The following is a 24,171-nucleotide window of genomic DNA, read 5'->3' on the forward strand; positions in this document are numbered from 1 at the left end:
GTCACACCTCCACGTTGCCGACATTGAATACCTTGGCTGCATACTGCAAAAACGAGGCGTCTTCGCAGACGTTCTTGATCGGGTCATCCGAGAATTTCACCACCGGTTCGCCGTGGACCCGCACCAGCTTCATCACGATGCTCAGGGGTTCCACACCCTCCACATCGCAGGCAAGGCTGGTGCCCATGCCGAAGCCGAATTTGGCCTTGCCACGCACATGGCGCAGGATCGGCAGGCATTTTTCGAAGTTCAGGCCATCGGAGAACATAAGGTCTTTGGTCATGGGGTCGATACCGAGTTCCTTGTATTTGGCCAACACCTTGTCGGCCCAGGCGATGGGGTCGCCGGAGTCCTGGCGCAGGCCGTCATAGAGCTTGGCGAAGTACAGGTCGAAGTCCTTGAGGAAAAAATCGGTGCTGATGGTGTCGGTCAACGCAACGCCCAGGCGGCCACGGTATTCACGCACCCAGTTTTCCAGGCCGGCGTTCTGGCTTTCGCGCAGGCGGCCCAATTGCTGGTGCACCATCATCCACTGGTGCGCCATGGTGCCGATCAGCGGCAAGTCGAACGCGTAAGCCAGGTGCGCGTTGCTGGTACCGACGAACTGGCCGGGGAAGTCGCGACGCATGATGTCCACGACCTCGCGCTGAGCCTTGAACGACAGGCGACGGCGCGTGGAGAAGTCCGAGACACGCAGGTCGGCGAGTTCCTCGCGACTGAGGTTTTTTTCCAGCCAGTCGAATTTCTGATAGAGCTTGCGGGTGACAGCTTCCAGGGTCACGTCGGGGTATTTATCACGGTTGCGCAATTCGCTCACCAGTGCCAGCACCGGCTGCTCGAACATGATGCAGTGCAGCATCGGCCCGATGACACGGATGTTCAGTTGGCCGTCGACCTCGCTGACGTGGATGTAGCGCAGATTGAAGCGGAACAGGCCAAGGAAGCGCTCGTAGTCCGGGGTGAGGTATTCGCGAAAGCGCGGGTTGAACAAAAAGCGCAGCTCGCCTTCACGCATCTGCAGGCCGGCGAGCTTTTCCAGCTCGTCGCGTAACGGCGGGATCAAGTGACCGAGGTTTTCCTTGGAGCGCACGATGAAGTTGTATTCCACATCCACATTGGGGTGCTGGTGCAGCACGGCCTGCATCATGGTGAAGGTGTAGTAATCGGTGTCGAGCAAGCCCTGGATCACCGGGGTTTCGTAGTCGTAGGCACTTTCCATGGTGGTTCTCCTTAACGCGTGGCCATCGCGGCCAGTTCTTCGCGGGTGCTGCTGATCACAGCACCGGCCTTGAGCAACTCATTGACAGCCTGTACGCCGCCCTCCTCGCTGATACCTCGGCAGGCCGGCAGGTGCAGGACGACCTCCAGGCCGGCCTTGAGCAACTGCAAGGCGGTGGTCTTGACGCAATAGTCCAGGGCCAGGCCACCGACAAGCACGCGGACCACGCCTTGGGCCTTGAGGTACTCGATCACGCCGGTGGACAGTTTGTCGTGCAGGTCGTGGTAGCACGCGCCGTACGGGTGAAGGTCGGGTTCGACGCCTTTCCAGATGAAGTAATCGTAGTCATACGGCGTGGGCAGTTCATCGAGCAGGGTAAAGCCGTCGGTACCCGGTACGCAGTGGCTGACCCAGGTGAGGTCGGCATGCACAAGGCCGGTGGGTTTCATCATCTCGCTCGGGTGGGTGACCACCCAGGGCGCATACGGGGTGTGCGCGTCTTTGCTACCAACGCGATGCCCGGCGAGGCTGGCCATGTAATTGAGTTCAGCGCCGATCTGGTCGCCACCGGCCACAGGCAACTCGTTGGGGCACAGCGGCGTGAAGCTCTTTTGGGCATCAACATCGAATGAAGCAAGGGCGGTTTTCGCAAGGGTCATGATGATTCTCCTATGGCCTGGAAACAAAAGTACACGTCATGTACTTTCATTGCAAGAAACATTTATTTACCTGTGCTGGAGCAAGTACATGACATCGCTGTTCGATCCGCTAGACTGTGCCCCACCGCCGTTCGGAAGGACTTCACATGCCACTTAGCGCCTATCTCCACACCGTCGACCTGTGCGTACTGTTTTACTGCCGCACCTCGGGCGAACTCAAACTGCTGCTGAACAAACGCGACGCCGAGCCCTTCGCCGGGCATTGGGCGCTGCCGGGTGTGGTGGTCAATGGCGGCGTGCAAGATCTGAGCCTCAAGGATGCCGTGGAACGGTTGCGCGCCAGTGACAAAGTCGGCCTGGAGCTGGCCTGGAGCGAGCAGGTTGGCACGGTAGGCGACGCGTTTCGCGACCCGCGATGCTGGTCGTCGTCCACTTATTACCTGGCGATTGTGGCGGATGAGGTAACCCTGGCTGAACATCAGGCCTGGTTTTCGCTGAATGCGGTGGCGGACGGCAGTATCAAGCTGCCGTTCGATCACAACCAGATCGTGGCGGCCGTGCAGGAACGCCTGCTGTCCAAGTCGCTGTACAGCAGCTTGCCGCTGATGTTTCTGGGCAAGGAATTCAGTGCGCCGCAAGCGACTGCGATTTTTTCCCTGGTGCTTACACGGCCCGTGTTGAAGACCAGTATTCGCCAGCGGTTGCTGAAGCTGACCGAGGCGGGGTATTTGCGTGAGACGGGGCGCAAAAAGCCGGGTGAAGGCGGCAGGCCCCAGGCGACGCTGGAAAGCCTGAAGCCCGGTGAGGTCTATTTCTTCGATCGCAGCTTTGCTGAATAGTCAGGCTCATGCAGATCAGCTGTGGGAGGGGGCTAGTTCATCCAATTGCCGCCATCGACGTTGTACGTCTGGGCCACTACATAATCAGCCTCTTTCGAAGCAAGGAAGATCGCCATGCCGGTGAGGTCTTCAGCCGTCCCCATCCGCCCAAACGGCACCTCAGCGCCTACCCGTTTCTTCTTCTCCCCCGGCGCCAGCCCTTCATGCCGGGCGAACAACGCATCCACCCCATCCCAATGTTCACCGTCAACCACGCCGGGAGCGATGGCGTTGACGTTGATCCCGTGCTTGATCAGGTTCAACCCCGCCGATTGCGTCAGGCTGATCACCGCCGCCTTGGTTGCGCAATACACCGCCACCAACGACTCGCCACGCCGCCCGGCCTGGCTGGCCATGTTGATGATCTTGCCGCCGTGGCCCTGGTGGAGCATCTGCCGGGCCGCAGCCTGCAATGTGAACAATGTGCCGGCGACGTTGATCGAGAACAGCCGCTCGAAGCTGTCGCGGGTGATGTCGACGATGGGCGCCAGGTCGAACAGCGCCGCGTTGTTGACCAGGATATCCAGCTTGCCGGCATGGGCCACCACGGCACTCATCGCGGCATCGATGGAGAGTTGGTCGGTGACGTCCATCTCCACCGCGTAGGCCTGTGGCCCCAGTTCGGCAGCCGTTTGCCGGGCGCGTTGCAGGTTGATATCGGCGATGGCGACGGTGGCGCCTTCGGCGATATATGCCTGGGCAAACGCGCGGCCGATCCCGCGCGCCGATCCGGTGATCAGCGCACTTTTACCTTCAAGTCGTTTCATGAGGATGTCCTGTAACAATCACTTCGGGTATCCGGCGCGTTTCATTTCGCGCTCTGTGGTCGATTGCGCCTGCATCAACGCCTGATCAACCGTCATGCCACCGGTCAGCGCCGCCGAGAACAACTTGCCGACCGAGGTGCCGATGGCCTGGAACTCGGGGATGGTCACGTACTGGATGCCCACGTACGGTACCGGCTTGACCGACGGGTGCGCGGGGTCGGCGTGCTTCATCATTTGCAGGGTCACCTGGGCGAACGGCGCGGCGTTCAAGTAGGCGTCGCTGTAAGTGGACTGGCGCGTGCCGGGCGGTACGTTAGTGAGGCCGTCTGTGTCGGCGACCAGTTGAATGTAGGCCTTGGACGTGGCCCAGGTGATAAAGGCCTTGGCGGCGTCCTTGTGCTTGGAGGTGGCCGGGATCGCCAGGGACCACGCGTAGAGCCAGGAGGACCCTTTGTCCGTAACTTCTGTGGGCGCGGCGGCGAAACCGACACGGTCGGCCACCTTGCTCTGGCTGGCATCCGTGGTAAAGGAGCCGGCGACGCTGGCATCCACCCAAATGGCGCATTTGCCGCTGTTGAACAGTGCCAGGGTCTCATTGAAACCATTGCTGGACACGCCCGGCGGGCCATATTGCTTGAGGGTATTGACGTAGAAGTTGGCGGCGGCGGTCCACTCGGGGCTGGTCAGCTCGGGCTTCCACTGTTCATCGAACCAACGCGCACCAAAGGCGTTGGCCATGGTGCTCAACAGCGCGATGTTTTCGCCCCAGCCGGCCTTGCCGCGCAGGCACATGCCGTATTCGCCCTTATCCTTAGCCGTGAGCTGGGCGGCGAACTCGCCGAGTTGGGTCCAGGTGGGGTGCGCGGGCATGCTCAGGCCGGCATTTTTGAACAGATCGGTGCGGTAATAGGTGACGGTGCTTTCACCGTAGAACGGCAGGGCGTAGAGCGTGTTATTGACCGACAGCCCCTGGCGTACCGAGGGGAAAATATCCTCGACGTCGTAATCGGCCGGCAGCTGGCTCAGCGGTTCCAGCCATTGCTTGGTACCCCACAGCGGGGTTTCGTAAGTGCCGATGGTCAGCACGTCGAATTGGCCGCCCTGGGTGGCAATGTCGGTGGTCAGGCGTTGGCGCAGCACGTTTTCTTCGAGCACCACCCAGTTGAGCTTGATCTGCGGGTGCTGCTGCTCGAACACCTTGGACAGGCGCTGCATGCGGATCATGTCGCTGTTGTTGACCGTGGCGATGGTCACGGTCTCGGCGGCATGACTGGGCAGGGCCAAGGCCAGGCCGCAGAGCAGGCACAGTGCTGTGGGGAACGTGGCTTTACACTTCGGGAGCATGGCGGTTTCCACCTGTTGTTTTTGTTGTGAGCGCCGATTACAGCAGCTTGGCCAACCCCTCACAAACGAATGGCGGATGCCCAGGTGATACTTTTTTAACCACGCCCCCAGGATCAAAAAAGTACCAGTGCCGGACAACATCGAGGGTAGCGCCTGAAGGCCTGGGGCGCGTATTTTTAGGGTAATCCAATAAAAAACCGACAGCACCATGCCCGTTAGCCGCGCCCAACTGTTTGAACACCGCCCCGCCGAACTCGAAGTGATCCTGCCGGAGCCGGATCACTGCTTCCGCTGGTTCGAGCATGATTACCCCTACGACCTGGCGCGCTGGAACCACCACCCCGAATTTGAGATCCACCTGATCCGCCAGGGCAGCGGCAAGTTGGTGGCGGGCGACTATATCGGCGCGTTCGGTGCCGGCCATGTCGCGTTGATCGGCCCGGACCTGCCACACGATTGGATCGGCGAACTGGCGCCCGGCGAACATCTGAGCGGACGCGATGTGGTGCTGCAGTTCGACGGCGCCGCCCTCCTCGCCCTGCGCAAGACCCTGCCGGAACTGGGCGATCTGCAAGCGCTGTTCGAGCAGGCGCGGCGCGGCCTGGAGTTCAGCGGCGCCACCGCGCTAGAAGCCGCCCGCTTGATGGAAGACATCGGCCGCGCCCATGGCCTGCAGCGGCTGATCCTGTTCCTGCAACTGCTCGACACACTGAAAAACGCGCCCCCTGCACACACCAAGCCCCTGGCCAGCCCCTGCTATGCGCCCACGCTCGACGCACGCAGCGCCGAACGCATCAACAAGGCCTTCGACTACCTCATGCGCGAACTCACCGGCGACCTGCGCCTGTCGGTGATCGCCCAGCAACTGCAGATGAGCGAACCAGGCTTCTCGCGGTTTTTCAAGCGCAATACCGGCCACGGCTTTATTGACCTGATGCGCAAATTCCGCGTGCAGCGCGCCTGCCGGCTGTTGCTGCAAAGCGATATGTCAGTGGCCGATATCTGTTTTGAAGTGGGCTACGCGAACCTGTCCAACTTCAACCGGCACTTTCGTATCGAGATGAACCAGACACCGAGCGAATATCGCCGTGAAACCGCCATGCACCTGTTCAATCGCAGCGAACAAATGACACCCAGTCATTTCTGATCGAAAGGTCGACTAATCCGGCTTTTTGTCAGCTCATTCAAGCTGTTGAGTAAAGTTGGTACAGCGTGTGCAAACGTTTGCGATAAGAGCTTGCTCGCCAAGTTCGCCACCACTCGCAGAAGCGGGTTCACATCGCGTACGAATAGGGATTTTCAATGCACTTCACCTCAAGGCCTCGTGCTTGCTTTGGTGTTTCCTTGCTACTGGCCGCCGTTACGGGAGTACTCAGCGCACCCATTTTGGCGCAGGAATCCCCCTCCAATGACTCAGCACAGGGCGAAACCCTGGCCCCTGAAGCCACCCCGGCGAAAAAAAACGTCTATCTGTCGGAGTGGTTCAACCAGGACCTGACGCTGATCGGCAGCAAAGACATCAGCTTCGGCCCCAAGCCGCAGGACGATGTCTACCTGGAATACGAGTACTTCGGCCGCAAGGGCCCCTTCGAGCTGTACGGCTACATTGACGTGCCTAAGATCCTCGGCATCGGTAACAGCAATGACAAAGGTGCATGGGACCATGGCTCGCCGGTGTTCATGGAGCATGAACCGCGTATTTCCATCGATTACCTGGCCGGTCGCAGCCTGGCCATCGGCCCGTTCAAAGAATGGTACGTGGCATTCGACTGGATCTACGACCACGGCAGCAATAAGCAAAACCGCGCCAACACCCTGTACAGCGGCCTGGGTACCGATATCGACACCCACTCGCGGGTCAACTTGTCGGCCAACTTCTACGGGCGTTACCAGTGGGAGAACTACGGCGCCAGCAACGAATATTCCTGGGACGGCTACCGCGCGCAGATGAAGTACATCGTGCCCATCGCCTCGTTCGACAACGGCGCCTCGTTGACGTACATCGGCTTCACCAACCACGATTTCGGCTCAAACCTGCACAAGGACAACCCGGCACGCACCGCCAACTCCACCGTGGCGACCAACGTGCTGCTGTATTCCTTCACCCACCTGCGCTTCACGCTGGTCGGCCGTTACTTCCACAACGGCGGCAATTGGGAGGATGGCAGCGAGTTGAATTTCGGCGAAGGCAACTTCCGCGCGCGCTCAGACGGCTGGGGTTATTACGCCGGCGTGGGCTATCAATTCTGATCAAGGAGCTTTAGATGAATACCTTTACCCACCTCTCGATAGCCGCAGGCCTTGCCCTGCTACCCCATGTGGCGCTCGCCCAAAACGCGCCGATCAAACCCAAGGTGATGCTGATCACCATGTTCGCCCCCGAGGCGCAAACCTGGATCGATCGCCTGGAACTCAAACAGGAAGTGCGCGTGCCGGGCCTGTCCGCCGAATACCCGGTGATCCGCTGTAACACCCAAGAGGTGTGCCTGCTGGTGACCGGCATGGGCCAGACCAACGCCGCCGCATCTACCCTGGCGCTGGCCTTGTCGCCCAGTTTCGACCTGCGCCAGAGCTACTTTCTGGTCGCCGGAATCGCCGGCATCAACCCCAAGCACGGCACGATCGGCACCGCCGCCTGGGCGCACTACCTGGTGGAGTTCGGCACTCAGTGGGAGCTGGACTCGCGCGATGCGCCCAAGGAATGGCCGACCGGTTACATCGGCATCAACACCAAAGGCCCCAACGAAAAGCCGCCGCTGGACTACAAGACCGAAGTGTTCGAACTCAACCCCAAACTGCAGGCCAAGGCCTTTGCCCTGTCGCACAAGGTTGAACTCACAGAGAGCAAGGAATCGACCGCCTGGCGCAAACACTACCCCGCCGCCCCCGCCAACCAACCGCCGCAGGTCACCCGCTGCGACACGCTGGCGGGCAATACCTGGTTCTCCGGCACGCGCCTGAGCGAACGCGCCGAAGTCTGGACCCGATTACTCACGGACAACAAAGGCGAATACTGCACCACCCAGCAGGAAGACAACTCCACCTACGAGGCGCTGCTGCGCGCCAGCCGTGAAGGCTTGGTGGATATCCAGCGCCTGGCCGTGGTGCGCGCGGGTTCCGATTTCGACCGTCCTTACCCAGGCTACAGCGAAGTGGATAACCTGTTGAAGTACGCGGACCAGGGCGGGTTTGTACCGGCGCTGGAAAACCTCTACCGCACGGGTAACCCACTGGTACAGGCGATCCTCAAGAACTGGTCGGCCTGGGAAAAAGGCGTGCCCGACGCCTAGTCAAAATCAAGCTGTGGAAGGGGGTTTTGCCCCTCCCACACTTGGCTCGTATCACGGCAGGAAGATGATCTTATCCACACTGCCGCCGTTGACTTCCTGGTAACTGCGCACGCCGTCCACCAGCGCCACTTCACGCAATCCCGTCGGCAACGGCAGCGAACCTTCATCGAAAAAGCGCCCGAACTGCTCCAGCATCACTGCGCATTGCTCGCAGTTATAAAGCAATGAATTGATGCCCACCACCGACCCGCCCTTGCGGTACAGCGCCAGGGCCGGCAACTGCACGTGGCCGTCCACCGGGGCCGCGATGATCGCGATGCGACCGAACGGTGCCAGGCCTGCGACGGCGGCGGGCAGCCAGAAACCCGTGGTGTCGAAGATCACGTCGGCGCCGCCCTGGTATACGGCATTGACCTGCGCGCCCAAACCTTGCGGCTCGCCCAGCACAATCGCCTGCATACCTTGCGCCTGCAATGCCTCGGCCTGATCGGCTTTGCGCACCGCCGCCAGCACCTGGGCACCGCGGATCTTCGCCAAGGCCAGCGCCGCACTGCCCACGGCACCGTTCGCGCCGATCACCAGCAACCGCGTGCCCTTGCCCACACCGCTGCGCTCCAGCGCGTCCCACGCGGTGGTGTACGGCACGCCGAGGCTGGCGGCCTGGGCAAAGCTCAGATGCGTGGGCTTATGCGCCACCCCCTTGGCCGACACCCTGAGGTATTGGGCGTGGGAGCCGTCGGCGAAAAAACCCAGATCGCGGCCGGTACCCCAAACGTCCCGACCCAGCAGCGCCTGCGGGCCTTCAACAACCACACCGGCGAAATCCCGGCCGGGAATACGTGGCAGCGTGGTGTAGGGGAAGCGACCGAGCACGTTCTTGACATCACTGGGGTTCAGGCCCGCCGCCTTGATCCGGACCAGCACCTCGCCGGCAGCCGGCACCGGGGTTTCAACGTCAACAAGGCTCAGCGCGGCGAGGTCGCCGGTGGCAGAAAATTGCAGGGCTTTCATGGGCAACATCCATCGCAGGAAAAAGGAGTCAAGACAACCAACCGCTGACCAGCTGCCGCCCCATGGGCCACAGTTTTTCGCCTAGCAGCATGCCCGTCAGGCCCACCAGGGCGATGGCGGGCGGTGCGGGTGAGCGGAAATCCAGGGCACCGTAGATCACGCCGACCAACAGGCCGATGGCGAGGGAAATCAGGTAATTCATGGGGGCAACGCCGTGTGGGTGGATGGGCTTAGTCTAAGCAGCCCCGCGTATCGCCATCGGCCAACTGCTTCAGCCTTTCGGCCAAACCTCAGCCGGTGTACTGCGAAGGCGCAACACCCAGTTCACGGCGGAACATGTCGCTGAAACTGCTCGGTGAATAGCCCAGGGAGCGGGCAATACCGTTGACCGGCCGACCCTGGATCAACTCGGCCGCCGCCGTGGCCAGTTGCACCTGGCGGCGCCATTCGGCGAACCCCATGCCCAGGTGGCTCTGAAACAGCCGCGCCAAGGTGCGCACGCTGGCACCGGCCGTTTCGGCGTGCTGTTCGAACGGGATATCCAGGGACGGCGCGGCCATGACCGCCTGGCATGCACTGACCAGACGACGGTCGGTGTCCGGCGGCATGGCGATGCGGATCTGTGAACGCCGCGCCCGTTGCAACGCCAACAGGGCCAGGCCGACCACCGCGTCGTAGTACGTCGCATCGTCGCCGTCCCCCTCCTCCACCAGCGTGACGATCAGCTCGCGCAGCAACCCACCCACCTCGATCACTTGCACCTGGCTGTCCAGCGTCGTCGCCAGGGCCGGGCGCAGGTAGATATTGCGCATCTGCAGGTCCGAGACCACGCGAATCCCATGCTCCACCCCCGGCGGCAGCCATACCGCGCGCTGGGGTGGCACCACCAGGGCTTCGCGAGGTGTCTCGACCCACATCACCCCGCTCATGGCATACAGCAATTGGCCCCAGTCGTGGCTGTGGCGCTCCACATACAAACCACGCGGATAGGTTCGCGCCAAAGGTTGCACGGGGACGGCGTGATCACTCAAATCGGGGGGCGCAGCCAGGGCCATAGGGCGCACATCATTGGAGGGACAGGCCACCATGGTAATGATGACCGCTCGACAATCCGAGTGAATTTTTACAGGCCCCGGGGATCACTTGTTTACACCACAGGATTGATGGACCAATGAATAACGCAAAACTGTTTGTAATCGACTACACCCTTCATGGCGAAGCCAAGTCATTCATTATCCGGCTGGAAAAGCTCGATGCCTTGGAAGCCTGGCATTGGGCGAGCTGCGACGCCGGCGTGGGGCGTATCGGCCGCTTCGCTCGCGAGCAGGTCAAGAAGACCAGCCGGGAGCAGGCCGAAAAGTTCGGCATCACCAACGTGCAATGGCGCCGCTCGGACGCGCGCGCCCAGGCGTGATCAAGGAGAAAACAGCATGAATTTACCCGCACTGTTCAATGGCAAGGCGCGCATTGACTACACCCAGGACACGCTGTTTGGGCCATTGGCCAAGCACGTCGAATGCCAGGTGAGCGTGCAACGACGACCCGGCTGGCTGGTGGTCAAGGTGTTCCAGCCGTTGCCGGAAGACTTGCACGATGCGCAGACCGTGGTGTTTGCGCTCGAAGGCCGTCGCACCAGCGGGGTCGTCAAGGATCGTCAACGCCTGTCGGACCACAGCCTGAGGCTTGAGCTGGAAACCCAATAGCCGCGGCACACTAACGTGTGGGAGCACATACGCCCCCACACGGTTTTGGCTTTCAGCCATGAGCCGACTTGGCGCACTCGCAGCCCGTGGCCGAAGCACAAGGCTCGCCATGGGCATGGTGTTGCGCACAGCCCTGGCAGCAATAACCCTTACCGTCTTTCATGACCGCGTCGGCGCCCAGCACGCATTTGCAGTGTGGGCAGGCACAGGTTTGATCTGGCATGTTCAGACTCCTCTTTCATGGTCGTCCCGGTGCGGCGAGCGCCGGCACCTTAAGCAATGACTGCGGGCTCATGCCGATCGTTCAAACCATCAGTCGGTGCGCGTGTTGCTGCGGTACATGAACACCAGCGCCAGCGCCAGGCACGCCATCGCCAACAGCCGGCTGCCGGACAGTTCGATGGCAGGATTGCCCAGCCAGCCGAAGTTATCGATCAACATGCCCATGGCCAACTGCCCCGTGATCACTGCCACGGTCGCCACCGCCGCACCGACCACCGGCACCGCACCGACCATCACCATCATGTACACCACGCCAAACAGCGCGCCCGTCAGCTGCCATTTCGGTACGTCGAGCAAACTCACTGCCTGTGCCGGTTCAAAGAAGAAAATCAACAGCGCCGTGACCAGCGCGCCGACCGCAAAGGTCACCAGGCTGCTGCGCAGCACGCCGACCGTCTGGCCCAAGCGACCGTTGATGGCCGCTTGCACGCTCAATACCGCGCCGGCGGCCACCACCACGACCAATAACATCATCAGATTCATCCGCTTACCCTCGTGCAATCAAAACCAGTGCCGCCACAATCAACGCCAGCGCAATCCACCGCTCGCCGTTGACGCGCTTGCGCGCCGCGCCGAACCAGCCGAAGTGGTCGATCAACACACTCTTGCCCACCTGCCCCGACAGAATCGCGATCATGGTCATGGCGATACCGATGTGCGGCGTAGCCAGGGTCAGCACCACCACGTAAATCGGCCCCAGCAAGCCGCCGATCAGTTGCCAGCGTGGCAGCTCAGTGAGCGCCGGGCCTTTTTGCGGGCCGCTGAACAGCAGCAGCAAGACCAGAATCGCCGAGCCCACGCCAAAGATGCTCAAGGTTGCCCACAAATGCCCCACTTGCTCCCCCAGCGGCCCGAGCAAACCGGCCTCGACCGACAAGCCCATGCCCGCCAGGATCACCAGCGGCAGTAACAACAACCGCAGAAGGTTATTTTTTGGCGCGGCTTGCGCCACACCCTCGACAGAACTGGCTCGCATACATCACCTGCGCTTCAACAAAGAATTGGATGGCGCGCATTATCCGGTGGTGGTCCTGTGCGATAAATGGGAGCATGCCGACAACACCTTTGCGTAAAACGCACAGCCTGGAGCCACGATGCAGGGTTTGAATGAATTGAGTTTCAAGGCGCTGCGCCTATTCGTCGCGGTGTTGGACCACGGCAGTTTTTCCGAAGTGGCGCGCCGCGAGGGCCTGGCGCCCTCCTCGATTTCGCGGCAAATCCAACTCATGGAACACGCCGTCGGCCAGCAATTGCTCTATCGCCATACCCGCGCCGTCAGCCCCACCGAAGCCGGGCGCTTACTGGGGCGGCATGCACGCTTGATGCTCGAACAGCTGGAAGCCGCCAGCCAGGCGTTGCAGGAACAGGACAGCGAACCCAGTGGGCTGGTGCGCATCAACGCGCCGATGGTGTTCGGCCAGCGCCATCTTTCGCCCTGGCTGGGCGAGTTGTGTCGGCGCTACCCGAAGCTGCAACTGGATATCCAGCAAACCGACACCTTCGTCGACCCGTTGCAAGACGGCACCGACCTGCTATTTCGCATCGGCGTGCTCAATGATTCCAGCATGCAGGCGCGTATTTTTGCGCCCCAGCGTTTCCGCATCGCCGCCAGCCCCGCCTACCTGGCAAAACATGGCACGCCCACGCACCCAGACGAACTGGCCAACCATCAATGCCTGGCCTACAAAGGCGTCAACGGCCAGGAGCGCTGGTTCTTGCGCCGCGACCAGGGCAACTGGACGCCTTACAGCGTCACAGGCCCGATCACCGGTAACCATGCCGACACCCTCACCCACGCCGCCGAACAGGGTCTGGGCCTGGTGGTGTTTCCATCCTGGCTGATCGGTGACAGCCTGCGTGCCGGCACCTTGCAAGCGGTACTGACCGACTATCAGGTGGCAACCACGCTGGAGCCGCAGCAGATCGCGGCGTTGTGGCCGGGGAGCCGGCGCTTGTCGCTGAAGGTCAGGACCGTGATTGACTACTTTGTGGCGTGTTTTGGGACGGTCCCGTATTGGGATCGGTAAGCGAATCTCATCGTCGCCTGGCCAAAACAGGGCGCAAGCCACCTGATGACCGTGCCCTGGGGTGAAGCAAAAACACTCGGTCAAACTACCAAATCCGTGAGTCCCCACTGTTCGATCAGAACAGCCACTGCCCTATCAACCACCCATTCGCCCCACTGATCACCGCAAACAGCAACCACACCAACGCCTTGGTAGGAAGCCGATTGACGAACGCGCCCATCAGCTGTTTGTCGCCGGTCATGCGGATCAGCGGGTACAGGGCAAACGGCAACTGCAGGCTGAGCACCACCTGGCTCAGGATCAGCAACTTGCCGATCGCGTCATCGCCCATCAGCCACACGCCCAGAAATGCCGGGATCAGCGCCAGCCCACGGGTGATCAGGCGGCGTTGCCAGCAGGGAATGCGCAGGTTCAGGTAGCCTTCCATGATCACTTGCCCGGCGATGGTGCCGGTAAACGTCGAGCTTTGCCCGGACGCCAGCAAGGCGATACCGAACAGGATGCTGGCAAATGCCCCTCCTACCAAGGGGTCGAGCAGGTGGTAGGCGTCCTGGATTTCCACCACGTCGGTATGCCCGGTCTTGTGGAAAGCAGCGGCGGCCAGTACCAGGATCGCGGCGTTGACCAACAAGGCCAGGGCCAGGGAGCCGATGGTGTCGATACGCGCCAGTTTGACCGCGTCCTGTTTGCTGGCCAGGTCTTTGCCGATCAGGCGGGTCTGCACCACCGAGCTGTGCAAATAGAGGTTATGGGGCATCACCGTGGCGCCCAGGATACCGATGGCCAGGTACAGCGGTGCGGCATCGCTGATGGCTGACAACGACGGCGCGAAGCCGCTGAACACGTCGGGCCAGTAAGGTTTGATCAACGCCAGTTCAATAAAAAAACACACGCCGATGGTTGCCACCAACGCCAGCATGATCGCTTCCAGGCGACGAAAACCGCGGTTTTGCAGGGCCAGCACCAACAACGTATCGAACGCCGTGATCACAATGCCGGTGGTCAGCGAAACCCCCAGCAGCAGGTGAAACGCCAGGGCGCAACCGAGCACTTCGGCCAGGTCGGTGGCAATGATGGAGATCTCCGCCAGCGCCCATTGGGTGCGGGCCGAGCGCTTGCTGTAGCGCTCGCGGCACAGTTGCGCCAAGTCCTTGCCGGTGGCGATGCCCAGCCGCGAGCACAGGCACTGCACCGCCATCCCCGCCAAGCTGGCGAGCAGTACCACAAACAACAGGCTGTAGCCGTAGCGCGAGCCGGCTTCGATAGCGGTGGCCCAGTTGCCGGGGTCCATATAGCCGATGGACACCAGCAGGCCGGGGCCCGCAAACATGAGGATGCGCTTGAAGAACGAAGCCTTGGGGTCGACGGCGACAGAACCGGCCACTTCCGGCGGGCAGAACGGGGCGGTAGCGATTTTCGGCAGGCTGAATTTCACGCGGTATCCCAGGCAAACACACTAAACAGGCGCGCAGCTTATCAGTCGGATGCAACCGTGCGCATCACCGTGTCACGGGGCAAGTCAAACGCCTCCACCACCTGCACCACCAAGTCCATCTCCTGGTTCAGCGCTTCACGCTCCATGCGCTGGCGAATCACCCCGATCACCAGCACCGCCAGGGTAGTGATCGAATAGGCCGGGCCGGAAAACGCCCGTACACCGCTCACCAACAGCATGGCCGCCGCCAACGCCTGGCCCACCACTGGAATAGCCGTGGCCGCGCCCCGGCGCAGGATAAACCCGGTCAACCCGGCCAATGCCGTACCGCTCAACGCGGTAGTGGCCGTACGGCTCACGTCGATGCGATGGAACACGCCCTGCTCTTTTTGCGCGGCGGCCCGGAGCTCGGCGTCGAATACCTGCCGATCGGCGTTGCTGAGCTTGTCCTTGTACTGCTCGATGAGTGTTTCGGCCACCTGAGCTTCAATGTCTGCCAGCACCACACTGTCAAGCGGCTGCTCAAACCTGATGCCCAGGCGTCGCGCCACGGCTTCGGCGATCTGGCGATAACCCACGCCATGGCCACGGGCCAGGTTCATAAAGCTGTCACCGCCCATGCGCTGTAACTCGATGGCCAACTTGAGCGGCTCGCGCACGCCGGCATCAATCGACGCGCTGCGTTTTTGCGCCATCAACTCGGCCAGGAACTTCAGTTCCTCCGGCCGCGCCCGCACCAGGGCCGGGAACAAGTCTGCGTCCTCCTCGGCAAAACGCACCTCGGCGCTGCGCTGGTCGGAGCGGATCAGGCCGCGCCGCTCCTGCAACAGGTCGGTGTACTGCACCACCGTTTGCAACTGCGGCCAGTAGGCGGCGTGGTCGAAGCTGGCCAAATGCACATTGCTGACCTTGGTCTTCAGCGCCGGCGTCAGCGGGATGGCATAACGGCCTATACAGCGCTCGGTATCGGGTTTCAGGGCCAGGGCCCAATCCTTGCTGGAATGGCAGTTGATCACCCGCCCCTTGAGCGGTGCCGCCACTTCATCCCAAGGGCTCGACGTACAAATCGCCCCGCCCATCAGCAGCAGGTTGTCCAACGGCAGCTCCCGTGCGGTTTCGGGGCTGGCCAGCAGGCTCTTGACCAGAATCCGCGCGCCCAGGGAATGGCCGATCAGGTTGATGCGCCGCACCTGCAGCGACTCACCGTGCAGGTAGGCGGCCAGTTCCGGCAGTAAGCTGCCGGCCACCTCGTCCACCCGAGCCTCGACACTTTTGTAGTGATCAAGAAAATACGCGATCGCCTTGCCCACCCCCACGGTGGCTGCCCCCACTCCGCCGCCGAGCATCGCGGCGATCACCTCCTTGAAGGGCGCAAACAGGTTTTCCAGAAAGTGCCCCGCCGGCCAGAACAGCATCAGGTTGGTGGAGCCTTCGATACTCGCCAGTTGCGCCTTGAAATTGCCCAGTTGCTGGCGATTGAAGAACGCCGAATAACCATGGACATAGAGATTGAGCACATCGCCCCGGGGCTCGCCACACAGTACGAACGTGGGTTTGCGGGTGCGGTGCATTTCATCCCACTGGCGTTGCATGGGGCGGTGACTCCTGGTGACGGGGGCAGCGATAGTAACAAAGGGTGAGCGACAGGACGGTGAATCCTGACCGGCGCGGGTCCTGGCGCCTGAAGAGGCTCAATAAGCGCCATCAGCCCATAGAAATGGCGAGGCATCCCCCGACATGCCGCAAAAACACAATTTTCGAAATGTAAAAAGCGCTCTAATACGCACCTGTTGATTGGCTTTAAAGATCCTGGAGTTCGCAATGCCCCATGAAGGCAACCTGTTACAAGCAGCGGTGGTGTTCCTGCTCGCCGCTGTGCTCACCGTGCCGCTGGCCAAGCGCCTGCAACTGGGCGCGGTGCTCGGTTATCTGTTCGCCGGTGTGATCATCGGCCCCTCGGTACTGGGCCTGATCGGCAACCCGCAAAGTGTCGCGCAGTTCTCTGAGCTGGGGGTGGTGTTGCTGCTGTTCATCATCGGCCTGGAGCTGTCGCCCAAGCGTTTATGGGTGATGCGCAAGGCGGTGTTCGGTGTCGGCCTGGCCCAGGTGCTGTTGACCGGGGTAGTGATGGGTGCGGTGGCGCTTTGGGTATTTGGCCAGGCCTGGAACAGTGCCATCGTGCTGGGCCTGGGCCTGGCGCTGTCGTCCACGGCGTTTGGCCTGCAAAGCCTGGCCGAGCGCAAGGAGCTGAACCAGCCCCACGGCCGGCTGGCCTTTGCGATTCTGCTGTTTCAGGACATCGCCGCGATCCCGCTGATCGCCATGGTGCCGCTGCTGGCCGGCAGTGATCACCCCACCACCGAAGCCGAAGGCGTGCAGCACGTGCTACAGATCCTCGGCAGCATCGCCGTGGTGATCATCGGCGGGCGTTATCTGCTGCGCCCGGTGTTTCGCATCGTCGCCAAGACCGGGCTGCGGGAAGTGTCCACGGCCACCGCCTTGCTGGTGGTGATCGGGACGGCCTGGCTGATGGAGCTGGTGGGAGTGTCCATGGCCCTCGGCGCCTTCCTTGCCGGCCTGCTGCTGGCGGATTCGGAGTACCGCCATGAACTGGAATCCCAGATCGAACCGTTCAAGGGCCTGCTGTTGGGGCTGTTCTTTATCAGTGTGGGCATGGGCGCCAACCTCAGCCTGCTGATCAGTTCACCGCTGGTGGTGATCGGCCTGACCCTGCTGCTGATCGGCCTCAAGCTGCCGCTGCTCTATGCCGTGGGCCGGCTGGTGGGCGACCTCAACCGCGAAAGCGCCCTGCGCCTTGGCGTAGTGCTGGCCGCCGGCGGTGAGTTCGCCTTTGTCGTGTTCAAGATCGGCCGTGACCAGGGCCTGTTCGAACCCCACCTCTACGACATCCTCGTGCTGACCATTACCCTGTCCATGGCGGTCACGCCGCTGCTGTTGCTGGTGTGCCCGAAGTTGTTCAAGCCCAAGGTCAAAGCAGTGGAAGTGCCCGAGGAATATCGCGCCATCGAAAGCGACGCGCCGCGCGTGGTGATCGCCGGCATGGGCCGCATGGGCCAGATCGTCGCGCGGATCCTGCGCGCCCAGAACATCTCGTTCATCGCCCTCGATACCTCGGTGGAAACCATCGAGTTGACCCGCAGCTTCGGCGGCATGCCGGTGTTTTACGGTGACCCGCAACGCCCCGAGATCCTGCACGCGGCCAAGGTCGACCAGGCCGAGTTCTTTGTGATCGCCATGGACGACCCGGAGATCAACATCAAGACCGCGGAACTGGTGCGCAACCTCTACCCGCACATGAAGATCATCGCCCGCGCCCGTAACCGCCAGCACGTACACCGCCTGGTGGACCTGGACGCCTCGCCGGTTCGCGAAACCTTCTACTCCAGCCTGGAAATGAGCCGCCGCACCCTGGTGGGCCTGGGGTTGAGCCAGGCCCAGGCCGATGCACGCATCAACCGCTTCAAGAACCACGACCTGCAAGTACTCGCCGCCCAGCACGCGGTGTACGACGACGCGGCCAAAGTCATGCAAACCGCCCAGGAAGCCCGTGCGGAACTGGCGCGGCTATTTGAAATGGACAGACTTGAGGAAGAGTCCGACAAGGTGTGACGCTGCGGATGAACGATATTGCGAATTTTCTGACAGAATGCTCCGCAATCTCGTTCATCCCTTGGAGCGCTTCATGGCCACCTTCACCAAGACCGCTGCCCTGCTGGCCCTTGCGCTAACCGCCGGCAGCGTGTTCGCCGCCGCCAAACCGACCACCCAGACCGTCTCCACCCTGGGCGGCAAGTTCACGTTCACTCTGCCCAAGGCCTACACCGCCGACACCCTGCCGGCCGGCAAGGCCGAGGATGGCACCGCCGACACCCAGGGCACGATGTACGCCAGCCAGACCACAAAAAGTGTAGTGATCGTCGCCGAAACCGTGCGTAAAGACGGGGTCAAGATCGGCGACAACGACGCGCAGTTCCTCGATGGCGCGGTGGCCGGTTTCGTCAAGGACCAGAGCGCCGCCCTGCCCGACTTCAAAAAACAGGCCGAGAAAAAACTCACCGTCAAGGGCCTCGGCCTGCGCCAGGTGGACAGCACCGCCACCCAGGGTGGCGGCAAAACCCTGAACTCCACGTTTCTCGGTGGTTCGGGCAACCAACTGGTGGTGATCCAGGCAATCTCGCGGGCCGATGATGCCAAGGGGCATGCGGCGCTGGTGAAACAAATCACCGGCAATAAGTAACCCGATCGCCCCAACAGTGAATAGCCAATGTGGGGGCCACAGGTTTGCCCCCCTTTATTTCAGGCTTTTTTCCAGCCAGGCCTTCAGGTCCTGCACTTCCGCCTCACTGATGGTGTGGTTCATCCCCGGGTAGCCATGAAACTCGGGGTTGAGCCCCAACCCCACCAACACCTCATTCGCCCGCGTCGCCGAGTCATACGGCAGCGCCTGGTCCAGGGTGCCGTGGCCAATAAAGATCGCCAGTTTGCCCAAGCGCTCGTCCGGCTTGAGCTCGGTCCTGAGCACCGGCAGCACGCTGCCGCTGAGCGCCGCAATACCGCGCACCAACGGTGGGTCACGCAAGGCCACCTCGTAAGACATGATCGCGCCCTGGCTGAACCCCACCAGGAACACCCGGTCGGGCTGGGTGTGGTACTTGGCGGTGGCCTTGCCGACAAAATCCTTGATCAGCTTGGCGCTGCTCTGCAGATCAGCCGTTACCCCATCGTATTCGCCGTCGCCCGGCGTCTTGGTGAACCAGCGAAAGCCGTTCGGTTGCACCGGCGTCGGCGCACGCACCGACAAGTAAGTCCAGGTGGAAGGCAATGCGTCCTTGATGCCGAACAGGTCTTGCTCATCGCTGCCGAACCCGTGCAAAAAAATCACCAGCGGCTCGTTGCGCGCGTCGCTTTGGGTCTGTTCCAGGTACGCGAGCGGCAAATCGGTGTGCAACCTGGCATCAGCGTGGGCAACGCCGGCCATCAGGGCCAGGGCGAGGGCAATGGGTTTGAACATGGGACGCTACCTCAGGGTTTGCGCAATAAATAAGTGTCCATGATCCAGCCATTGGCCAGGCGCGCCGCCTTGCGCACCCGATGAATTTCGTCAGCTACCTCGCCGACCTTGCCGCTGACCAGGATTTCATCCGGCGTGCCCAGGTAGGCGCCCCAGTAAATATCCATGTCCTGGTCGGCCACGGTGCGGTAGGAGTCTTCGGCGTCGAGCATCACCACCAAGGTATCGGCATCACTGGCCTGCCCCGCCGCCAGGCGTCGACCGGTGGTGATCTCGACGGACTTGCCGATGCGGTTCAAGGCCACCTTATGCCGGGCGGCCAGGGCCTGCACGCTGGTGATGCCGGGGATCACCTCGAATTCAAAGGCACAACGACCACTGGCCAGGATCGCCTGCAGGATGCGGATCGTGCTGTCGTACAGCGCCGGGTCGCCCCAGGCCAGGAAGGCGCCCACCTCACCGTCCGCCATGTGCTCGTTGATCATGCGCTCGAAGGTGGCTTGCTTATCGCGGTTGAGGTCCTGCACGGCGGTGGTGTAGTCGATCTCGCCGCGCACGCGCTCGGGGCAATCGGCCTCGACAAAACGGTAGCCGGGCTCGGTGATATAGGTGTCGCAGATCTCGCGGCGCAGGTCGAGCAACTTGTCTTTGCTCTGGCCCTTGTCCATCAGGAAAAACACGTCGGTGCGGTTCAGCGCCTTCACGGCCTGCATCGTGATGTAGTCAGGGTTGCCGGCGCCAATGCCGATGATCAGGATGCGTTTCATGGGTTGCTCTCATTGCGGGACGTGAATGTTGCCATGTTTGCCCACTCAGGCGTGAGCTTCCAGGCGCAGGCGCCACACGTCGTTGAAGCGCAGCTCGGTGGCGGACAGCGGTTCGACGTCGATCAGGTAGAACATCGAGATCGGAAACTGCATGACGTACAGCATTGCGGCACGGATCACCAAGGGATGGGTCACGGCCACCACATGGCCGGGGTGGTGTTCGAGCGACTTCATCCATCGCCCTACCCGCGCGCAGACCTTGTCGACCGACTCGCCGCCGTGGGGCGCGCTGGCGTTGTCGGTCAGCCACTCCATCAATTCGTGGCGATCTACTGCGTTGACGTCCTGCCCCGCCCAACGCCCCCAGTCGCCATCACGCAGGGCTTTTTCGACCTTCGGGTCGCGACCGAACAGACCTGCGGTCTGCCGGGTGCGCGCTTCCGGCCCACACAGCAAGCGCGGGTTTTTCTTATAACGACCCGCCAGGGATAAGCTCGCATTGCGCCAATCCATCACCACCGACTCGTCAGCGGCAAAACGCCCCTGTTTTTGAAAAGGGGTGACGGCATGGCAGATAAGGGTCAAACGGGTGCCCTGCATCGCAGTTCGCTCCAACACAACGGACGAGACCACCAAGACTGGCGCAGATAACGCTGTTGCGCAACGCTAATCAAACCACTCCCGCCGCCCCTCGAATGTGCCGACGATCAGTTCCACAATCACCCGCACCGCCTCGGCATCGCGCACCTGCACGTTCACCGCCAGCCACACCTGGCGCTGCATGCTATCGGCCAACAACCCCGGCAACGCCACCAGCCCCCGGTCGAAGCTGCTCATATAGTGCGGCAGCAAACCGATGCAGGCGCCGCAGCGGATCATCTCCAACATCAGCGAATAGGCATGCACCTGCACCACCGCGGCCAGGCGCCGTTGCACCACTTGGTTCCACGGCTGCAAGGCGTCGACCTGTGCGTCGGGCTGCCATTGCACCAGCATGTAGTCATCAAGGTCCTCGACGCTGTCCGGCCGCGTGGTCAGGCGCGAATAGCGCTTGGCGATGTGCGGCAAATACTGCAACCGCGCAAGCGATCGCGGCGGTTCGATGGCGAAGCTTGGGCCAGGCATCGGGCCGTCGGTGTCCGACAACCACAGCACCACGTCCACCTCCACCGCTTGCAGGGACTGTTGGCTGTCGATGGCGATGATCTCCAGGCGCACGCTGGCATTGCGGCGCAGCAAGGCGATCAGGTCGCGACCGAGGATGTCGTGCAGGATCGGTTCGGCCACCGCCAGGCGAATCAACGGTTGCTCTACCACCGGCAGGCGTCGTTGATGGGCCAGGGCGACCAGTTGCGCCTGCAATTGCAAGCCGTCGCGACTGAGCACCAAGCCGTTACCCTGGTAGGTGAACAGCGAGTGGCGCAGGTGTTCCTCCAGTTGCGCCAGGCGTTTGCGCAGCAAGGTCGCCTTGATGTTCAGGCTGCGCGCCGCCTGCATAAAGCAGCCGCAACGCGCGCTCACCAGAAAGTAGCGCGCCACCTCCGGGTCGATCTGATGCGCCAGCGCCAGCCAATGGCCGCGTGGCTCGACCGCTGCGCGATAGGCTGCGGGCCCCTGAGGGCCGGACGGTTCCAGTAATGCCATGGGAGACTCCTTGTCTGATGGGCGTGTGCATCCAATGCGGGGTGCGGCGTCTACTCCAGCACCTTACTCAATTGGGCGCCGTCGATACTCAAGGTCGCGGTGTTGAGCATGCCTTCGAGGTAAGCCTTGGCGATCTGTTCCTGGCGCTGGGCACGCAGCGCCTCGGTGAGGCGCTCGCGCAGTTCGTCGAGGGTCGCGGTGCGTGCCGGTTGCTGGGCGATCAACTTGAGCACGTGAAACCCGGCCGGGCTCTGCACCGCCTCCGAGACTGCGCCGACCTTGAGTCGCGCCACCGCCTCGCGCACTGGCGGCACCAGTTGCTGCAACGGCTGCAAACCGGAATCGCCACCGCGCGCGGCGCTGTCCGGGTCCTGGGAGAATTGCGTGGCCAGCGCGGCAAAATCCCCCGGTGCGGCCTGGGCCTTGCGGCTCAGTTCCTGGGCCTGACGGCGTACCGCGTCGAGGGCTTGCGGGTCACTCACCGCGAGGAAAATCTGGCTCACCCGGTACAACGGCGGCGTCACCCACTGGGCTTTGCCGCTGTCATACGCCTGTTGCAACTCGGCGGCGCTGGGGTAATCGGCCGGGACCTGGCTGACCGACAGCATGTAATCGCGAAACACGATCTGCTCAGTCGCCGCGCGGGTCTGTTGCTCCACCTCCGGGCGCTGGCGCCAGCCCTGGGCATCGGCCTGTTCGAGTACGGCTTTTTGCGCGAGCCGCGAGCGAATCCAGGTTTCCAGGGCGCCACGGTTGCCGCGCAGTTGCTCGCGGGTTTCGGCCGGCAGGCTGGCCAGTACGCTGTTGAGTTCCGGCAGGTCGATCTGCTGGTTGCCCAGGCGTGCCACCGCCGGCACGCCAGGTACGGGGCTGGTCGAGGGCGCCGGTTGTTGCGCCGCCACCGGGTCGCTGCCCGGGCGCAGGCTCAAGCCCACCGCCACCACCAACAGGGCCAGCGCACCCGCGCCGACCATCAGGGTTGGCTTCTTCACAGTGCCGAGGCCTCTTCAGCGACCGCCGCAGGCTGGGCCTGCAACTGCGCCGCGTGCTGGCTGTACTCACGCAGGTAAACGATAAATTCCTGCAGCAGGCGATCCCACAGTTCCAGTTGGCTGCGCAAGTGCGTGGCGCCGACACCGGCCACCACCACGTCCATTTCCATCAGCAAGAATTCGCCCTGCACCGACAACCGTGCAAAGCGGCGCGAGGCATTCCACACCGGGGCCAGGCCCTCGGGCAACTCGCCCTGTACCCGCAGCGCGCAGCTGTAGGTGAAGTCTACGTACGCGCCCTGCTCCGTCGCCGGGTTACCGAAGCGCACCGCAAAACCGATGCCCTGGCTGGCGCTGAGCAACTGCACGATGCCGTTCTGTTCGCTCTGGTTGACCCGATAACCGGCTTCCTGCAACAGCTCGGTAAGGCTCTGGACGCTGACGCTGGTGATCAATTCGCTCATGCTCTGTGCTTCCTTGTCGATCAATGGGTAACGCCCGCCTGGGGCGCATCAAAACGGCTCTTGTACAGATCGTCGCCAAAGCCCTGGGCCAGTTCTTCGAACTTGACCCGCGTGCTGCTGGCGAAGGGCTGGCGGATACTCATCACCTGCGCCACATCGATTTTTTCGTAGGCCGCGAGCAACTGCTGGGCCACGCCGTACATCTGTTGATTCTTGACTGAACATTGCTGCACTTGTGTGTCACGTTCAGCCAACCTGGCCTGGAGGCTGGCACGCTCAGCCTCCTTGCCCTTGGCCAGCACCAGCAATTCGTCGTAGGCCTTCTTGAACTTGCCGATCTGCTCGTTGCTCGCATTCACCTGCGCTTGCGCCTGACTGTGCAGGCTCTGCTGCTGGCCGGCCAGTTGCTCGGCCACGCCACGGGTCTTTTCCAGCTCGGCCGTCAATTGCTTGATCTGCGCCTGGGCCTGCCTGGCCTGGGTTTCGGCGGCCAGGCGCGCGGCACTGGCCTGGGCCTGTTCACTTTGCAGCGCCTGCAACTGCTGGGTGGTGCTGCGCAGTTGGGTGCGCAGGCGCTCTTCCATGCCTTCGGCCGAGGCGCCAGTGGCGACCAGCAGCAACAACAGCCCGCCTATTCGAATGTTCATGTGGCATCTC

General features: G+C 62.2%; 28 protein-coding genes. 9 read left to right on the plus strand and 19 right to left on the minus strand.

Going from position 1 to position 24,171, the window contains the following annotated elements:
- Position 1: 1 nt before the first annotated feature.
- Together pncB and AB4O23_RS20695 are read right to left on the minus strand one after the other, a co-directional pair.
- Complete coding sequence (gene pncB, locus AB4O23_RS20690) at positions 2-1,219, minus strand: nicotinate phosphoribosyltransferase (RefSeq protein WP_017530276.1); 1,218 nt, start codon at positions 1,217-1,219, stop codon at positions 2-4.
- A gap of 11 nt (positions 1,220-1,230) precedes the next feature.
- The gene (locus AB4O23_RS20695; RefSeq protein WP_116079732.1) at positions 1,231-1,878 is read right to left on the minus strand and encodes a nicotinamidase; all 648 of its coding nucleotides are present in this window, start codon (positions 1,876-1,878) and stop codon (positions 1,231-1,233) included.
- A gap of 146 nt (positions 1,879-2,024) precedes the next feature.
- On the opposite strand from AB4O23_RS20695, the gene AB4O23_RS20700 reads away from it, so the two are divergent.
- Positions 2,025-2,717, plus strand: coding sequence for an NUDIX hydrolase (locus AB4O23_RS20700; protein WP_017530274.1), 693 nt, complete (start codon positions 2,025-2,027; stop codon positions 2,715-2,717).
- A gap of 32 nt (positions 2,718-2,749) precedes the next feature.
- Here the strand turns inward: AB4O23_RS20700 and AB4O23_RS20705 are convergent, their stop codons facing one another.
- Both AB4O23_RS20705 and AB4O23_RS20710 read right to left on the minus strand, forming a co-directional pair.
- Positions 2,750-3,523, minus strand: a complete 774-nt coding sequence (locus AB4O23_RS20705; protein ID WP_065877931.1) for an L-iditol 2-dehydrogenase — start codon at positions 3,521-3,523, stop codon at positions 2,750-2,752.
- Between the two features lie 18 nt (positions 3,524-3,541).
- Positions 3,542-4,867: an ABC transporter substrate-binding protein gene (locus tag AB4O23_RS20710; RefSeq protein ID WP_065877929.1), complete on the minus strand. Its 1,326-nt coding sequence runs from the start codon at positions 4,865-4,867 to the stop codon at positions 3,542-3,544.
- 208 nt (positions 4,868-5,075) lie between these two features.
- On the opposite strand from AB4O23_RS20710, the gene AB4O23_RS20715 reads away from it, so the two are divergent.
- The 3 genes from AB4O23_RS20715 to AB4O23_RS20725 all read left to right on the plus strand — a co-directional run bounded on the left by AB4O23_RS20715 (position 5,076) and on the right by AB4O23_RS20725 (position 8,157).
- A complete protein-coding gene (locus AB4O23_RS20715) occupies positions 5,076-6,014 on the plus strand; it encodes an AraC family transcriptional regulator (protein WP_116079730.1) in 939 nt (312 codons plus the stop codon).
- 155 nt (positions 6,015-6,169) lie between these two features.
- Positions 6,170-7,117, plus strand: coding sequence for a nucleoside-specific channel-forming protein Tsx (locus AB4O23_RS20720; protein ID WP_017530270.1), 948 nt, complete (start codon positions 6,170-6,172; stop codon positions 7,115-7,117).
- A gap of 14 nt (positions 7,118-7,131) precedes the next feature.
- A complete protein-coding gene (locus AB4O23_RS20725; protein ID WP_065877925.1) occupies positions 7,132-8,157 on the plus strand; it encodes a purine-nucleoside phosphorylase in 1,026 nt (341 codons plus the stop codon).
- Between the two features lie 51 nt (positions 8,158-8,208).
- Here AB4O23_RS20725 and AB4O23_RS20730 read toward each other — a convergent pair whose 3' ends face one another.
- The 3 genes from AB4O23_RS20730 to AB4O23_RS20740 all read right to left on the minus strand — a co-directional run bounded on the left by AB4O23_RS20730 (position 8,209) and on the right by AB4O23_RS20740 (position 10,223).
- Entirely contained in the window at positions 8,209-9,168 is a 960-nt protein-coding gene (locus tag AB4O23_RS20730) for a quinone oxidoreductase family protein (protein WP_017530268.1), read from the minus strand.
- 28 nt (positions 9,169-9,196) lie between these two features.
- Entirely contained in the window at positions 9,197-9,370 is a 174-nt protein-coding gene (locus tag AB4O23_RS20735) for a DUF1427 family protein (RefSeq protein WP_017530267.1), read from the minus strand.
- 88 nt (positions 9,371-9,458) lie between these two features.
- Positions 9,459-10,223 carry an AraC family transcriptional regulator gene (locus AB4O23_RS20740; RefSeq protein WP_026067451.1) on the minus strand — a complete coding sequence of 255 codons (765 nt, stop codon included), beginning with the start codon at positions 10,221-10,223 and terminating at the stop codon, positions 9,459-9,461.
- A 116-nt stretch (positions 10,224-10,339) separates the two neighbouring features.
- Between AB4O23_RS20740 and AB4O23_RS20745 the strand changes: the two genes are divergently transcribed.
- Both AB4O23_RS20745 and AB4O23_RS20750 read left to right on the plus strand, forming a co-directional pair.
- Complete coding sequence (locus AB4O23_RS20745) at positions 10,340-10,582, plus strand: DUF6555 family protein (protein ID WP_017530265.1); 243 nt, start codon at positions 10,340-10,342, stop codon at positions 10,580-10,582.
- A 16-nt stretch (positions 10,583-10,598) separates the two neighbouring features.
- On the plus strand, positions 10,599-10,871 hold the full coding sequence (locus tag AB4O23_RS20750; protein WP_017530264.1) for a hypothetical protein: 273 nt from the start codon (positions 10,599-10,601) through the stop codon (positions 10,869-10,871).
- A gap of 52 nt (positions 10,872-10,923) precedes the next feature.
- Here AB4O23_RS20750 and AB4O23_RS20755 read toward each other — a convergent pair whose 3' ends face one another.
- From AB4O23_RS20755 to AB4O23_RS20765, 3 genes are all read right to left on the minus strand, one after another.
- Positions 10,924-11,094, minus strand: a complete 171-nt coding sequence (locus tag AB4O23_RS20755) for a metallothionein (protein WP_017530263.1) — start codon at positions 11,092-11,094, stop codon at positions 10,924-10,926.
- Between the two features lie 89 nt (positions 11,095-11,183).
- Entirely contained in the window at positions 11,184-11,636 is a 453-nt protein-coding gene (locus AB4O23_RS20760; protein WP_017530262.1) for a DMT family transporter, read from the minus strand.
- A 4-nt stretch (positions 11,637-11,640) separates the two neighbouring features.
- Complete coding sequence (locus AB4O23_RS20765) at positions 11,641-12,129, minus strand: DMT family transporter (RefSeq protein ID WP_116079726.1); 489 nt, start codon at positions 12,127-12,129, stop codon at positions 11,641-11,643.
- 118 nt (positions 12,130-12,247) lie between these two features.
- Between AB4O23_RS20765 and AB4O23_RS20770 the strand changes: the two genes are divergently transcribed.
- The gene (locus AB4O23_RS20770; protein WP_017530260.1) at positions 12,248-13,180 is read left to right on the plus strand and encodes a LysR family transcriptional regulator; all 933 of its coding nucleotides are present in this window, start codon (positions 12,248-12,250) and stop codon (positions 13,178-13,180) included.
- Between the two features lie 115 nt (positions 13,181-13,295).
- Here the strand turns inward: AB4O23_RS20770 and AB4O23_RS20775 are convergent, their stop codons facing one another.
- Positions 13,296-14,615, minus strand: coding sequence for an Nramp family divalent metal transporter (locus tag AB4O23_RS20775; RefSeq protein WP_017530259.1), 1,320 nt, complete (start codon positions 14,613-14,615; stop codon positions 13,296-13,298).
- A 41-nt stretch (positions 14,616-14,656) separates the two neighbouring features.
- Positions 14,657-16,207 carry a DUF726 domain-containing protein gene (locus AB4O23_RS20780; protein WP_068933689.1) on the minus strand — a complete coding sequence of 517 codons (1,551 nt, stop codon included), beginning with the start codon at positions 16,205-16,207 and terminating at the stop codon, positions 14,657-14,659.
- A gap of 229 nt (positions 16,208-16,436) precedes the next feature.
- Here AB4O23_RS20780 and AB4O23_RS20785 point away from each other — a divergent pair, with 229 nt between their 5' ends.
- Both AB4O23_RS20785 and AB4O23_RS20790 read left to right on the plus strand, forming a co-directional pair.
- Complete coding sequence (locus tag AB4O23_RS20785) at positions 16,437-18,245, plus strand: monovalent cation:proton antiporter-2 (CPA2) family protein (protein WP_017530257.1); 1,809 nt, start codon at positions 16,437-16,439, stop codon at positions 18,243-18,245.
- Positions 18,246-18,318: 73 nt separating this feature from the next.
- Positions 18,319-18,873: a DcrB/PsbP domain-containing protein gene (locus AB4O23_RS20790; RefSeq protein WP_223496988.1), complete on the plus strand. Its 555-nt coding sequence runs from the start codon at positions 18,319-18,321 to the stop codon at positions 18,871-18,873.
- A gap of 54 nt (positions 18,874-18,927) precedes the next feature.
- On the opposite strand, the gene AB4O23_RS20795 is transcribed toward AB4O23_RS20790, so the two are convergent.
- The 7 genes from AB4O23_RS20795 to AB4O23_RS20825 form a co-directional block, all read right to left on the minus strand.
- Positions 18,928-19,647 carry an alpha/beta hydrolase gene (locus AB4O23_RS20795; RefSeq protein ID WP_460150239.1) on the minus strand — a complete coding sequence of 240 codons (720 nt, stop codon included), beginning with the start codon at positions 19,645-19,647 and terminating at the stop codon, positions 18,928-18,930.
- Between the two features lie 11 nt (positions 19,648-19,658).
- Entirely contained in the window at positions 19,659-20,414 is a 756-nt protein-coding gene (cobF, locus tag AB4O23_RS20800) for a precorrin-6A synthase (deacetylating) (RefSeq protein ID WP_065877913.1), read from the minus strand.
- A gap of 45 nt (positions 20,415-20,459) precedes the next feature.
- On the minus strand, positions 20,460-21,014 hold the full coding sequence (locus AB4O23_RS20805; RefSeq protein ID WP_017530253.1) for a histidine phosphatase family protein: 555 nt from the start codon (positions 21,012-21,014) through the stop codon (positions 20,460-20,462).
- A gap of 66 nt (positions 21,015-21,080) precedes the next feature.
- Positions 21,081-22,058: a LysR family transcriptional regulator gene (locus AB4O23_RS20810; protein ID WP_065877909.1), complete on the minus strand. Its 978-nt coding sequence runs from the start codon at positions 22,056-22,058 to the stop codon at positions 21,081-21,083.
- 50 nt (positions 22,059-22,108) lie between these two features.
- A complete protein-coding gene (locus AB4O23_RS20815; RefSeq protein ID WP_223496990.1) occupies positions 22,109-23,050 on the minus strand; it encodes a peptidylprolyl isomerase in 942 nt (313 codons plus the stop codon).
- Complete coding sequence (locus AB4O23_RS20820; protein WP_017530250.1) at positions 23,047-23,514, minus strand: YbjN domain-containing protein; 468 nt, start codon at positions 23,512-23,514, stop codon at positions 23,047-23,049. The genes AB4O23_RS20815 and AB4O23_RS20820 overlap by 4 nt, the downstream gene beginning before the upstream one ends.
- A gap of 20 nt (positions 23,515-23,534) precedes the next feature.
- Positions 23,535-24,161 carry a hypothetical protein gene (locus AB4O23_RS20825; protein WP_017530249.1) on the minus strand — a complete coding sequence of 209 codons (627 nt, stop codon included), beginning with the start codon at positions 24,159-24,161 and terminating at the stop codon, positions 23,535-23,537.
- Positions 24,162-24,171 lie beyond the last annotated feature (10 nt).

This window comes from Pseudomonas sp. H2_A10, from assembly GCF_054680085.1.